This window comes from Pseudomonas sp. Soil_N_39 (assembly GCF_057655955.1).
Genome location: NZ_JBDGLI010000014.1, coordinates 32,190 through 44,484, shown reverse-complemented (window position 1 = coordinate 44,484; position 12,295 = coordinate 32,190). Strand labels below are relative to the sequence as shown.

Below are 12,295 nucleotides of genomic sequence, written 5' to 3'. Positions count from 1 at the left end.
ATCTTGATAAGGGAGCATGCAACGATGAACAAGGTGTACCTCAAGGGGGGCCGCCTCCTGGCCGGGTTATTGATGTGCCTGGCGCTGGCGGCTTGCGACAAAGCCGAGCCACCTGCGGCCAGCGAGGCGGCGCCAGGGTTCCATCCCAGTGACGAGTGTCATGTGTGCGGCATGATCATCACCGATTTTCCCGGCCCCAAGGGTGCGGCGGTCGGGGCGAGCGGCGTGAAGAAGTTCTGCTCGCCGGCGGAGATGCTGGGCTGGTGGCTGCAGCCGGAAAACCATCGGTCCGACGTCAAGCTATATGTCCACGACATGGGCCGCAGCCATTGGGACACGCCGGATGACGCCCACCTGATCGACGCTCGTAGCGCCTACTTCGTCATCGGCAGTGGGCTCAAAGGCGCCATGGGCGTGGTCCTGGCTTCGTTCTCCGATCCCCAGGCGGCACAAAAACTGGCGAGCGATACCGGCGGCCGGGTGCTGCGCCTGGAAGACATCGACCAGAAACTGCTGGGGCAGGCGAGCGCCATGGCGCCGATGAACCACTGATACTGCCTGCACACCGAACCGCTCTTGTGGCAAGGACGCTTGTGGAAGCAAAGCTTGCTCGCAATAGAGGCGCCTCGATTCTGCCAGACCGCATCGCCTTTATCGCGGGCAAGCCTTGCTCCCACATAGCGGGAGCAATCTCATCCCATGGAAGCGTCCACCCGCTACCCAAGTAGCATTCGTCGACCCGGCGCGGCTTCGTACACTCAGGGTTCCTATCACGCACCCGCCGGAGGCGACGATGCAGCAGGCCCAGAGCGAAGGTGTGGTGAGCGCCATGTCCCAGGCGACCGACGTCCAGCAGGTGGCCCAGGCGCTGGCGCGGCAGTTGTTGCACCCGCACCTGGGGTTCGTGCTGTTTTTCTGTTCCGCCGAATACGACTTGCCGGCCCTGGGCCAGGCGCTGTCCCAGAGTTTCGGCGGGATTCGCCTGGTGGGCTGCACCAGCGCCGGGGAAATCACCTCCCAGGGCTACGGCCGCAACTGCGTGACGGCGGTGGGTTTCGATCATCGGCACTTTTCCATCGCCGCCGAGTTGATCGGCGAAATGGAACACTTCAGCCTGATCGACGCCCAGCAAATGGTCGAGCGCCTGGCCAGCGGCTGTCGCAGCAACGCCTTGGCGCCGATCAAGGGGCACAGTTTCGCCTTGACCCTGCTCGATGGCCTGTCCAGTCGCGAGGAAATGGTGCTGGCGGCCTTGAGTGCCGCGTTGGGGGACATCCCGCATTTCGGCGGTTCGGCCGGCGATGACAACTACCTGACCCACACCCACGTCTACTTCGAAGGCCAGTTCCACAGTGGCGCCGCCGTGGTGCTGTTGATCAACACCTGGCTGGAATTCGAAGTCTTCACCACCCATCACATCCTGCCCAGGGAAGAGAAACTGGTGGTGACTGGCGCCGACAGTGCTTCGCGGCGGGTCTATGAGCTCAACGCCGAACCCGCCGCCGAGGAATACGCCCGGCACATCGGCGTGCCGGTGAGCGCCCTCGACTATCGGGTTTTTGCCGCCCATCCACTGGCGGTGCGCATCAACGACCAGTACTACGTGCGGGCGATCCAGCAGGTGCATCCGGACCTGAGCCTGAGTTTCTACTGCGCGGTGGAGAACGGCATCGTCCTCACCGCGATGACCCCCGGTCCCTTGCTGCACAACCTGCAAACGCTGTTCGAGGGCTTGCAGGCGCGCCTCGGCGATTTGCTGCTGACCATCGGCTGCGATTGCTTCCTCAGGCGCCTGGAGTTGGAAGATCGCGGCGGCCTGGAGCAGATCGGCCAGTTCCTGCGCGAACAACGGGTGATGGGGTTCAACACCTATGGAGAACAGTTCAATGGCATGCACATCAACCAGACGTTCACCGGAGTTGCCATTGCCCGACATCGCGTCCCCGGCCATCGCTGACCTACAGGCCCAGCTTGCCAGCCTGCAACATGAAAACCGCAAGTTGCGGCGCATCAACGAGGCGCTGATCGAGCGGGTGGAGTCCGGCGCCACCCGGGGCAACGACCCCTATGCGGCGTTCCAGCACTCGGTGGTGTTGGCCGAGCAGGTGCGTGAGCGCACCGACGCCCTGAACCAGGCCATGGCCGAACTCAAGGCCGGCAATCACTTGCTGGGCGAGGCGCGGCTGCGGGCGGAAACCGCCCACCGACACCTTATCGACGCCATCGAAAGCATCTCCGATGCATTTGTGCTGTTCGATGAGCAGCAACGTATCGTCCTGTTCAACAGCCGCTTCAAGGCCTTCTGGGCCAACAGCCGGGTGCGCATCATCGCCGGGATGCGCCTTTGCGAGGTCAAGCGCTTGATGACCGCCAACGGGCTGTTCAGCGAAGAACCTCGTGGCCAGGCCGACGAGCACGTGTTGTATCGCTTGCAGAACGGGCGCTGGCTGCAAGTCAGCGAGCGGCCGACCCAGGAAGGCGGGCGGGTGATCCTGTTTACCGACATTACCGACGTCAAGCTCAGCGAAACCGTGCGTCGCGAGCAGGCCATCGCGCAGAAATCCCACCTGTTGCAGCGGGCGGTGGACAACCTGTCCCAAGGCGTGGCGATGGTCAACGCCCAAGGCGTGCTGGAGCTGTGGAACCGGCGCTTCCTCGAACTCAGTGGCCTGGCACCGGTGGCGGCCCATCGACCATTCAATGAGGTGATCGGCGACAGTGAGTTGCAGCTGCTGACCCCGGCCAGTCGCGACAGCAACGGCCGGCTGGTCCACGAATGCGAGCAGCGCCTGTCCGATGGCCGGGTCCTGGAGATTCGCACGCATCCGTTGCCCACCGGCGGCTACGTCAACACCTTCACCGACATCACCGAGCGCTACCAGCACGCCGAGGCACTGAGCGAAAGCGAGCGCTGGATCCGCCTGATCACTGACCATGTGCCGGCGCTGATCGCCTACCTCAACGCCGACCTGGTCTACGAGTTCACCAACAAGGTCTACGAGCAATGGTATTGCTGGCCCCGTGGCGTGATGCTCGGCCAGAGCCTGCGCGAAGCCCATAGCGAGCAGCATTACCAGCGCCTGGAAGCCTATGTGGCGCGGGCGTTGGCGGGGGAGAGCGTCACCTTTGAATTCGCCGAGACCAACATCAACAACCAGGAGCGCTACATGCTGCGCTCCTACGTGCCTAACCGTTTGGCCAATGGCGAAGTGGTGGGGATTTTCGTGCTGATCCGCGACATCACCGAGCGCCGCCGCACCGCCGAAGCACTGCACCAGGCTTATCAGAACCTGGAACAGCGGGTCCAGGAACGCACGGCCGAACTGACCACCCTCAACGACCAGTTGCTACGCGAGATCGACGAGCGCAGCCGGGTGGAGTTGCGCCTGCGAGAGGCGAAGCGCGAGGCCGAGCAGGCCAACCTGTCGAAGACCAAATTCCTCGCGGCGGTCAGTCATGACCTGCTGCAACCGCTCAACGCCGCCCGGTTGTTCACCAGTGCCTTGCTTGAGCGCCGCGAACCGGTCGCCAATGCGCAACTGGTGCGCAACGTCAGCAACTCGCTGCAGGACGTGGAGAACTTGTTGGGCACCCTCGTGGACATCTCCAAGCTGGACGCCGGGGTGATCAAGGCCGATGTCGCGCCGTTCGGCCTCAGCGAGCTGCTGGACAATCTGGCCGCCGAATACGCTCAGATCGCCCGCAGCGAAGGGCTGGAGTTGCACTTTGTCGGCTGTTCGGTGCTGGTGCGCAGCGACATGCAATTGCTCGCGCGGATCCTGCGCAACCTGCTGAGCAATGCCATTCGCTACACCCCCAGCGGCCGGGTGGTGCTGGGCTGCCGCCGACATCGCCAGCGGGTGTCGATCCAAGTCTGGGACAGCGGCATCGGCATTGCCGAGAACCGCCTGGAGGAAATATTCCAGGAGTTCAAGCGCGGCGACGTCCAGCGTCCGAACCAAGACCGTGGGTTGGGCCTGGGCCTGGCAATTGTCGAGAAAATCGCCGGGATCCTCGGGCACCGGATCCAGGTGCGCTCCTGGCCGGGCAAGGGCTCGATGTTCGCCATCGACGTACCGCTGAGCGCCACCGCGCCCAAGCCGTTGCCGTGCCTGGACATGAGCGAGCCGATGCTCGAACGTCTGCGCGGGGCGCGGGTCTGGGTGCTGGATAACGACGCGGCGATTTGTGCGGGCATGCGCACCTTGCTGGAGGGTTGGGGTTGCCAGGTCGTGACCGCGTTGTCGGAACAGGACCTGGCCTGCCAGGTGGACAACTACCACGCCGAGGCCGACCTGCTGATTGCCGACTATCACTTGGACCATGATCAGAACGGCATGGACGCGGTGGCCCGGATCAATGCCCGCCGGGCTTCACCGATCCCGGCCATGATGATCACCGCCAACTACAGCAACGAACTCAAGCAGCAGATCCGCGAGCGCGGGCACACCCTGATGCACAAGCCGGTGCGGCCGATGAAGCTCAAGATCGCGATGAGTCATCTGCTAGGCCAGTCCTAGAACCATTAAGCCGAACGGCTGTGTGGGAGCAAAGCTTGCTCGCGATACAGGCGCCTCGGTTCCCTGGAAGACCGCGCCATCTTCATCGCGAGCAAGCTTTGCTCCCACAGCTACGGTGTGGTGCCTTTCACCGCCGCAAATAAGCCCCGAAATCAATATCCCCGGCACTGAGGATAGCCTGTACCCGGTTGTGCACATTGAGCTTGCGCAGGATCGCCGAGACGTGGGCCTTGACCGTGGTTTCGGCGATGTCCAGGGTGTAGGCGATCTGCTTGTTCGACTCGCCCTTGGTCATGCGTTCGAGCACCAGCAGTTGCTTGCGGGTCAAGGCCTGGAGCAGTTCCGGTGGGAAGGCCGGGGTTTCGTTCAGGCGGCGGCCCATCGGGCTTTTCTGCGTGCGGATGATGTCGGGCGGCAGGTACACGTTGCCGTTGAGGATCTGCTCGATGGCGTCGGTCATCTGCGAGCGTGGCGAGGATTTGGTGATGAAGCCCACCGCGCCATAGGTAATGGCTTGCAGCACCACTTGTTTGTCTTGCTCGGCGGAGACGATCACCACGGGGATGGTCGGTGCCTCGTTGCGCAGGTTGATCAGGCCATTGAGCCCGTGCATGCCGGGCATGTTCAGGTCCAGCAGGATCAGGTCCAGGTCGTCGTGCTCGGCGGTCAATGCCAGGGCACTGTCCAAGTCGGCGGTCTCCATGACCTCGCTGCCCGGAAAACCGTCGCTGATGACGTTGTGGATGGCTTCGCGAAACAGTGGGTGATCGTCGGCTATCAGGATTTTATACATGGCCATTCACCTCGTTATTGTCGTGTGGGGCAGGGCAGTTACGCGCATTTCTGTGCAAAATCAGGGAAAGGGTTCGGGCCGGGCCGCTTGCAGGGGCAGGTTGGCTGCCTCCCAGGCGTCGAGGCCATCGCGGTACCAATACAAATGCTTATAGCCCATGGCAGCGGCGCGTTTTACCGCGTTCCAGCTTAACCAGCAATCGGCGCGGCAATAAAAGACCAGCGGTCGATCCAACCGCCCGCCGGTGGCCGTGCGCAGGTGATGGCTGAAGTAGTCCTGCCAGGTCGGGTCGAGATCGCCGTCTCCGGTATTGGCCAGCCATAAGCTGCCGGGGAGGTTGGCATGGGGTTCGTTGTCGATGAAACGCCCCTGGACCCACGGGCGACGATAAACGTCGATCAGCTGCGGGGGTTGGGCTTGGTTGAGCAGGCGTTGCAGGGCCTGGGTGTCGAGGGTCTGGGCGCCGTCGACCGTGGCGGGCGTCGGGCTGCGGTATTGGGCGATGCGATAGCCTTGCGCCGAAAACAGTACGGTCTCGGCCTGGGCGACATTCAGCGCCAGGCCCAGCAAGAGGATCGCCAGCAAACGGGGCATAGGATTTATCCTTTTTGTTATGCGCCCATTACATGCCAGGGTCGAGGTCTTGTGAATGCGACCATAGACAGGAAAACCGGTACTAAAGTAGTAATTTGAGTGTTAACGACCCGCACGACATGGAGAACATGCACCGAACCCTGTGGGAGCAAAGCTTGCTCGCGATAACGGTGTGCCAGTCAACATCAATTCTGGATGAACCGCCGCCATCGCGAGCAAGCTTTGCTCCCACAGACTGTCTGTGCAACGAGGCGTCAGCTGCCGGCCTTGCGCAACGCCGCATGCTGCGGATTGAACGTCCACACCGCCAACAGCGCGAACACCAGGGTCAACCCCACGCACACCACCATCGCCAGCAGGTTGAACTGCTCATACAGCGCAAAACGCACCAATTCCACGCCATGGGTGAACGGGCTGACCGCGCAGAGCCAATAGAGCCACGGGCTGGCTTCCTGCATTTTCCACAGCGGGTATAGCGCCGAAGACAGGAAGAACAGCGGGAAAATCACGAAATTCATCACCCCGGCAAAGTTCTCCAGTTGCCGGATGGCATTGGACAGCAACAAGCCCAGGGCGCTGAGCATCAGGGCCACCAGCAGCAGGGCCGGCAAGGCCAGCAGCAGGCCCATGGCCGGCGGTTGGATGCCGTACAGCCAGGCGATGGCGAGAAAGGCGTAGACCTGCAACAGCGAGATCAGCGACGTCGCCAGCAACTTGCTCGCCAGCAGGAAAGCCCGCGGTAGGGGGCTGGTGAGCAGGACGCGCATGCTGCCCATTTCCCGGTCGTAGACCATCGACAGCGAGCCCTGCATGCCGTTGAACAATAGGATCATGCAGGCCAGCCCCGGTACGATGTACACCTCGTAGGGGATGTAGGTGTCGTAGGGCGCGATGATGGCGATGCCCAATGCCGCGCGAAAACCGGCGGCGAACACCAGCAGCCACAGCAGTGGTCGGACCAGGGCGCTGAGCAGCCGGGTACGTTGCAGCACAAAGCGCAGCCATTCGCGCATGACGATGCCGCTGAAACAGTGCCAATACGCGTTCATGGCCGGACTCCCGAGGCGGTCAAATGGGTGAAGGCCGAACCGAGGGTGCCACCGTGTTCCAGGCTCACCGCATCGGCCTGGCCGCTGGCGACCAAGCGGCCCTGGTGCACGATCAACAGGTCGTCGCTGGGCTGCACTTCGTCCAGCAGGTGAGTGGTCCAGAGCACACTGATGCCCTGTTCGCTGCACAGTTGCCGGATGTGCAGGCCCAAGGCGAGGCGGCTGGCCGGATCGAGGCCGACGCTGGGTTCGTCCAGCAGCAACAGGCGCGGCTCATGGAGCAGGGCGCGGGCGATTTCCACCCGGCGCCGATGCCCGCCATTGAGGTCGCGCACCCGCTCGTGGCGGCGCTCGATCAGGTGCTGGCGGGTCAGTTCGGCATCAAGACGGACGCTGCCCTGGCGCCGGGAAAAACCATGCAGCGCCAGGTGATAGCGCAGGTTCTGGTCGATGCTCAGGTCCAGGTCCAGGGTGCTCTGTTGGAACACCACGCCCAACTGGCGCAAGGCCGGGCGCGGTGATTTTTGCAGGGAGTGACCGCCGACGCGGATGTCACCGCGTTGCAGGTCGTACAGGCGCGTGAGCAGGGCGATCAGCGTCGACTTGCCGGCGCCGTTGGGCCCCAGCAGCGCTGCGAAACGTCCGGCGGGCAGGCTGAAGTTCATCTGCTTGAGGGCTTCGCGTGCGCCATAGGCAAAGCTCAGGTCGCTGACTTCCAGGGCGTTCATGGCGTGACCACCACGCCCCAAGGGTAGCGCCCGACTTTCACCGACTTCAGGACTTTGCGGCTCTCTACATCGATCACCGAAACATCGCCGCTCACGCCATTGGTCGCCAGCAATTGCTTCTGGTCCGGGGTGAACGCCAGTTGCCAGACCCGTCGACCCACCAGCAGGTAATCCAGTACTTCGAAGGTCTTGGCGTCGATCACCGCCACATGGTTGGCCGGGCCCAGGGCGACGAACGCCAGCTTGCCGTCAGCACTGAGCTTGATGCCCACCGGCTGCACTTTGTCCGGGTGCACACCCTTGATCTGGAACGTCAGGGTCTTGAGCACCTGGCGCGTGGCGACGTCGAGAATGGTCAACGACCCGCCGATCTCCGCCGAGGCCCAGAGCTGCGTGCCGTCGCGATTGAATTCGACGAAGCGCGGCCGTTGGTCGACGAGGGTGTTGTCGGCCAGGGTCTGGGTGCTGGTGTCGATCCAGTGCAACATGTTCGTGGTTTCACTGGTGTTGACCGCCCACTTGCCGTCGGGGCTGACGGCCATGCCTTCGGGCTCGACACCCACGCCAATCTGGCCCAGCACTTCGGAGGTCTGGGTGTCGATCACCGTGACCAGGGCGTCGTCTTCGTTGGACACGTAGAGCCAGCGGTCGTTGGGGTGCAGGGCGAACTGCTCCGGGTCCTTGCCGGAGGGCAGTTCCTTGATGATCTTGCGGGTGGCGACGTCCATCACCTGGACTCGGTCCGAATCGCTGGCGCAGATGTACAGCAGGCGACTGTCGTGGGACAGCAACAGACCCCGGGGACGCTGGCCCACCGGCAGGGTCTCGATGACTTCCAGGCTTTGCATGTCGATCAGGCTGAGGCTGTTGTCTTTCTCGTTGGACACCCAGGCGATGCTGGCGGCCGCGGGGCCGGCGGCGAGCAACGCAGCGCCCAGGGCGAGGGCTTTGCACAACTGGGCCGGTTGGAGCAGGGAGCGGCGCATGGCGGTTTTCCTTATTGTTGTTATCGATCAGGGGTAACGGCAGCTCACTTCGGGCCGGTCATGGCCCAAGCTGTCCATTTCATTGGAAGGGTGCAGGAAACCGTCCTGGGGCGAGGTGCTCACCAGTGCCCGGGGCTGGACCAGGGGAATCGGCTGGCGCAACTGGCCGTTCCACGGCCGGTAGCTGAGCTTGCGACCCTTGAAACCGTCCAGGGGCAACTGGTCGCTGAGGGCCAGTTGGCGGATGGCGAACGGGTCGTCCTGACGCAGTTTGCTCACGGCGGCGGCGATGCTGCGCACGGCGATCCAGGCGGCGAAGTCACGGTCGTTCATCCAGCGTCCGGCCAGGGCTTCGAAGCGTTTTTGCAATTGCGCCGCGCCGTAGGTTTCAACGGTCTTGTGCCAGCCGGTGGGCGTCAGCCCTTGGGTGCCGGCCACTGGGCGCGGGTACCAGGTCTGGTAGGGCAGGTATTCGCCGAAGTCGCCGCGCTCGTCGGCCACCAGCACCACATCGTACTCGGCAGTCTGGGTGAACAGCGGCATGTCGGCCTGGGCGCTGCGGCGCTGGTCGTTGTCGAACTGCCAGGCTTTCTCGGCGACGATCTTCATGCCGAAGCGTTTCATGGCTCGGCGCAATGCGGCGGCATAGGCCTGGTCCTCGGGCGTCTGGCCAACGATCAGCAAGGTCCGCTGCCATTTGCGCACCACGCTGAACTGCACCAGGGCATCGGCAAGCATGGCGCGGTCGGGCAGGCTGTGCAGCACGTTGCCCAGACAGTCGGTGGTGCGCAGGCTGTCGTCGGGGCTGCCGGCGTTGAACAGCAGGCTGTCGGGCAGGGCGGCGCTGAGCTGGCGCAGGCTGGCGGCCGGTGCGTTGACCACGAACAGCCGCAGGCCCTGGTCGTGTTGGGCACGGGCGGCCTGGAGCAAAGCTTCGGGACTGTCGACGCTGGCGCTTTCCAGGCGGTAGTCGTGCTTGAGAAAACGCCCAGTGCTGTTGCTGTCGACGATCGCCAGCTCAGCGCCGCGCAACCCGGCATCGGCCGGTTCGGCAATGACGTTGGAGAGCAGCGGGCCCGGGTCGGGACGATAACCCAGGTAGCCGATGCGCACTTGCAGCGGCGTGGCCTCGCCTGCGTGAGCGGTTGCCGCTGCCAGCAGAATAACCAGGGCGTAACTGACGAGCCGGCGCATGACGTCCTCCATTGCGGGTAGCGCCAGCATAGGAAGGCGATGGCCCTGGGGAAATATGCAGAAAGTACCGCCGGGGCAGTACCAAGGTAGTAACTCGCCGTGGAGGCCGGGGTTTTAGGATGCAAGGCAATCGTCATTGACCAGGAGGGGACAGACCATGCGGATTCTCAAGACCCTGCTGCTGCCGTTGCTGCTGATCCTGAGTTTGATCGGGGTTGACCGTCCCAAAACCTGGAAACCCCCAAGCCCCCCTGTGGGAGCGAGCTTGCTCGCGATGACGACGGCACAGCCAATACTGAGGCCGACTGAACCACCGCTATCGCGAGCAAGCTCGCTCCCACAGGGGGTAGGTATCAATTCAGGGGTGGAACGCTAGCCATGTCAGCCCTCTGGCGTATCAACCTCTGGGTGTCAGCCTTCTTCGCCCTGGTCACCCTGGCCTGTGCCGTCCTGTTGTTGCATCAGGCCACGGCCGATGTGAAACGAGAGCTGCAATCGGCCGAGTCGGTGGTGCATTACCTGCGCGAAACCGCCGAGCGCGACCCAGCCAGTCTCCAGCCGCGGTTGACCGGCAGCCTGCGTCATGTGCGGGTCCGTTGGCTGGCCCCTGGGGAGCGGTTCCGGGCGGATGAAGACGGGATGAAGGCCTGGTTCGGCCGCCGTCTACTGGACGACGGCCCCGCAGCCCAGGTGGTGGAGTTGCCTGACGGTCGACGGGCGTGGATTGCGGTCGATCCACGGGACGAAATCGACGAGATTATCGATTCGTTGGTGCAACTGTTGTACGTCTGCGCCTTGGCGTTGTTGCTCAGTTTGCTGGTGATCCGCTGGGCGGTCCGCCGGGGCATGCGTCTGCTCGATGAGTTGCTCCATGCGTTGCGTCAGGTGTCTGCCGGGAACCTGCAGGTGCGTCTGGGCTCTGACGGTCTCCCGGAAGCGCAGCAGCTGGCAGGGCATTTCAACCGCATGACCGCTGCCTTGGCCGAGGCCCAGGCCGATAACGCCCGGCTCACCCAGGCCTTGCTGGCCGTGCAGGAGCAGGAGCGCACCCGGCTGGCCCAGACCCTGCACGACGACCTGGGTCAATACGTGGCCGGCATTCGTGCCCGCGCCTGCCTGTTGCGGCTGGTGATGGATCAGCCGTCGGCGCTGGAGCAGACCGTCCGCCAGCTCGAAGACCATTGCGAGCATTTGCAACACGGTTTTCGGGCACTGGTGCATGACTTGTACCCGGTGGTGTTGCAGCACCTGCCATTGTGCGAGGCCATCGGGCTGTTGGCCGGGCAATGGCAGGCAACCCAGGGCATCGCCTGTCAGCTGCGGATCGACGAAGCCCTGCCGCCTATGTCCGGGGCGGACAAGACCCACCTGTATCGCTTGTTGCAGGAGGCGCTGACCAACGTTGCCCGGCATGCCGGTGCCACCCAGGTGCGGATTCGCCTGCAACATCGCGCCGGGCGCCTGCGGTTGCTGGTGCGCGACAACGGCCGCGGTGCGACACAACCATCGCGCGCCGGTGTGGGCTTGCACTCGATGTCCGAACGGGCGCGCAGCCTCGGCGGTGAGTTGCGCATCATCAGCCAGCCTGGCGCCGGTTGGGCGCTGGCTTTGAATATTGCCCTGGAGGCGTGATGAATATTTTGTTGGTGGATGACCATGCGGTGGTTCGGCAAGGCTACGCCAGCCTGCTGCGGGTGTTGATGCCGGACCTGCAGGTCCGCGAAGCGGCCAGCGGTGAAGAGGCGCTGAGCCAGGTGCAGGAACAGGTGCCTCACCTGGTGATCATGGACTTTGGCCTGCCCGGTATCAGTGGCCTGGAAACCACCCGCCGGCTGCGCCAGCGTCTGCCGCAATTGCGGGTGTTGTTCTTCAGCATGCATGACGAACTGCCGCTTGTGCGCCAGGCATTGGACGCCGGCGCCGCGGGCTACCTGACCAAGAATTCGGCGCCCCAGGTGCTGGTGGAAGCGGTACGCCGGGTGCTGGCCGGCCATGCCTACATCGAACAGTCCCTGGCCACGCAACTGGCCTGCGCCAGCTCCCGGCAGGCTGTCGACCCGCGCCTGCAATGCATGACCCAACGGGAGTTGGAGATCTTCGTCATGCTCGCCAAGGGCACCCCGGCCCGTACCATCGCCGAACAGCTATGCATCAGCGCCAAGACCGTGTCCAACCACCTGACGCTGCTCAAGAGCAAGTTGCGGGTCAGTTCCCATGCCGAGTTGGTGCATTTGGGGATTGATATGGGGGTGGTGCGGGTGGCGGGGTGAAAATGCGCACTCGAAAAGTGATGATGATCCCTTGTGGCGAGGGGATTTATCCCCGCTAGGCTGCGCAGCAGCCCCAAGACCACCACCTCACAGCGTCAGACTCACTCAATTGAATGTATCGGAGGCTGCTGCGCAGCCTAGCGGGGATAAATCCCCTCGCC

At 63.6% G+C, this 12,295-nt stretch carries 11 protein-coding genes; 5 read left to right on the top strand and 6 right to left on the bottom strand.

Going from position 1 to position 12,295, the window contains the following annotated elements:
- The first annotated feature begins 24 nt into the window (after nt 1-24).
- The 3 genes from AC3A5O_RS20185 to nahK all read left to right on the top strand — a co-directional run bounded on the left by AC3A5O_RS20185 (nt 25) and on the right by nahK (nt 4,520).
- On the top strand, nt 25-552 hold the full coding sequence (locus AC3A5O_RS20185) for a nitrous oxide reductase accessory protein NosL (protein ID WP_305467193.1): 528 nt from the start codon (nt 25-27) through the stop codon (nt 550-552).
- 241 nt (nt 553-793) lie between these two features.
- Nucleotides 794-1,957, top strand: a complete 1,164-nt coding sequence (gene nosP, locus AC3A5O_RS20180) for a nitric oxide-sensing protein NosP (RefSeq protein ID WP_122565554.1) — start codon at nt 794-796, stop codon at nt 1,955-1,957.
- Nucleotides 1,887-4,520 (top strand): hybrid sensor histidine kinase/response regulator NahK/ErcS', encoded by a 2,634-nt coding sequence (gene nahK / locus AC3A5O_RS20175; RefSeq protein WP_487753631.1) that lies wholly within the window; start codon nt 1,887-1,889, stop codon nt 4,518-4,520. The genes nosP and nahK overlap by 71 nt, the downstream gene beginning before the upstream one ends.
- A 127-nt stretch (nt 4,521-4,647) precedes the next feature.
- Here the strand turns inward: nahK and AC3A5O_RS20170 are convergent, their stop codons facing one another.
- The 6 genes from AC3A5O_RS20170 to AC3A5O_RS20145 all read right to left on the bottom strand — a co-directional run bounded on the left by AC3A5O_RS20170 (nt 4,648) and on the right by AC3A5O_RS20145 (nt 9,864).
- A complete protein-coding gene (locus AC3A5O_RS20170) occupies nt 4,648-5,313 on the bottom strand; it encodes a response regulator transcription factor (protein ID WP_053122521.1) in 666 nt (221 codons plus the stop codon).
- A gap of 60 nt (nt 5,314-5,373) precedes the next feature.
- On the bottom strand, nt 5,374-5,907 hold the full coding sequence (locus AC3A5O_RS20165) for a PQQ-dependent catabolism-associated CXXCW motif protein (protein ID WP_122565552.1): 534 nt from the start codon (nt 5,905-5,907) through the stop codon (nt 5,374-5,376).
- A 254-nt stretch (nt 5,908-6,161) separates the two neighbouring features.
- Nucleotides 6,162-6,956 carry an ABC transporter permease gene (locus AC3A5O_RS20160; protein WP_122565550.1) on the bottom strand — a complete coding sequence of 265 codons (795 nt, stop codon included), beginning with the start codon at nt 6,954-6,956 and terminating at the stop codon, nt 6,162-6,164.
- Nucleotides 6,953-7,684 carry an ABC transporter ATP-binding protein gene (locus tag AC3A5O_RS20155; protein ID WP_122565549.1) on the bottom strand — a complete coding sequence of 244 codons (732 nt, stop codon included), beginning with the start codon at nt 7,682-7,684 and terminating at the stop codon, nt 6,953-6,955. Before AC3A5O_RS20155 ends, AC3A5O_RS20160 begins: the two co-directional genes overlap by 4 nt.
- Complete coding sequence (locus AC3A5O_RS20150; RefSeq protein WP_305467189.1) at nt 7,681-8,670, bottom strand: YVTN family beta-propeller repeat protein; 990 nt, start codon at nt 8,668-8,670, stop codon at nt 7,681-7,683. The genes AC3A5O_RS20155 and AC3A5O_RS20150 overlap by 4 nt, the downstream gene beginning before the upstream one ends.
- Before the next feature lie 27 nt (nt 8,671-8,697).
- Nucleotides 8,698-9,864, bottom strand: coding sequence for an ABC transporter substrate-binding protein (locus tag AC3A5O_RS20145; RefSeq protein ID WP_122565547.1), 1,167 nt, complete (start codon nt 9,862-9,864; stop codon nt 8,698-8,700).
- 378 nt (nt 9,865-10,242) lie between these two features.
- Here AC3A5O_RS20145 and AC3A5O_RS20140 point away from each other — a divergent pair, with 378 nt between their 5' ends.
- Both AC3A5O_RS20140 and AC3A5O_RS20135 read left to right on the top strand, forming a co-directional pair.
- On the top strand, nt 10,243-11,496 hold the full coding sequence (locus AC3A5O_RS20140) for a HAMP domain-containing sensor histidine kinase (protein WP_487753630.1): 1,254 nt from the start codon (nt 10,243-10,245) through the stop codon (nt 11,494-11,496).
- Nucleotides 11,496-12,134: a response regulator gene (locus tag AC3A5O_RS20135; protein WP_305467184.1), complete on the top strand. Its 639-nt coding sequence runs from the start codon at nt 11,496-11,498 to the stop codon at nt 12,132-12,134. The genes AC3A5O_RS20140 and AC3A5O_RS20135 overlap by 1 nt, the downstream gene beginning before the upstream one ends.
- The last annotated feature ends 161 nt before the right edge of the window (nt 12,135-12,295 follow it).

What these genes read in the sequence shown, in the direction of transcription:
- nahK (WP_487753631.1), top strand. Translation starts at nt 1,887, where the DNA reads ATGGCATGCACATCAACCAGACGTTCACCGGAGTTGCCATTGCCCGAC.
- AC3A5O_RS20145 (WP_122565547.1), bottom strand. Translation starts at nt 9,864, where the DNA reads ATGCGCCGGCTCGTCAGTTACGCCCTGGTTATTCTGCTGGCAGCGGCA.
- AC3A5O_RS20135 (WP_305467184.1), top strand. Translation starts at nt 11,496, where the DNA reads ATGAATATTTTGTTGGTGGATGACCATGCGGTGGTTCGGCAAGGCTAC.
- AC3A5O_RS20170 (WP_053122521.1), bottom strand. Translation starts at nt 5,313, where the DNA reads ATGTATAAAATCCTGATAGCCGACGATCACCCACTGTTTCGCGAAGCC.
- AC3A5O_RS20155 (WP_122565549.1), bottom strand. Translation starts at nt 7,684, where the DNA reads ATGAACGCCCTGGAAGTCAGCGACCTGAGCTTTGCCTATGGCGCACGC.
- AC3A5O_RS20160 (WP_122565550.1), bottom strand. Translation starts at nt 6,956, where the DNA reads ATGAACGCGTATTGGCACTGTTTCAGCGGCATCGTCATGCGCGAATGG.
- AC3A5O_RS20165 (WP_122565552.1), bottom strand. Translation starts at nt 5,907, where the DNA reads ATGCCCCGTTTGCTGGCGATCCTCTTGCTGGGCCTGGCGCTGAATGTC.
- AC3A5O_RS20150 (WP_305467189.1), bottom strand. Translation starts at nt 8,670, where the DNA reads ATGCGCCGCTCCCTGCTCCAACCGGCCCAGTTGTGCAAAGCCCTCGCC.
- nosP (WP_122565554.1), top strand. Translation starts at nt 794, where the DNA reads ATGCAGCAGGCCCAGAGCGAAGGTGTGGTGAGCGCCATGTCCCAGGCG.
- AC3A5O_RS20140 (WP_487753630.1), top strand. Translation starts at nt 10,243, where the DNA reads ATGTCAGCCCTCTGGCGTATCAACCTCTGGGTGTCAGCCTTCTTCGCC.
- AC3A5O_RS20185 (WP_305467193.1), top strand. Translation starts at nt 25, where the DNA reads ATGAACAAGGTGTACCTCAAGGGGGGCCGCCTCCTGGCCGGGTTATTG.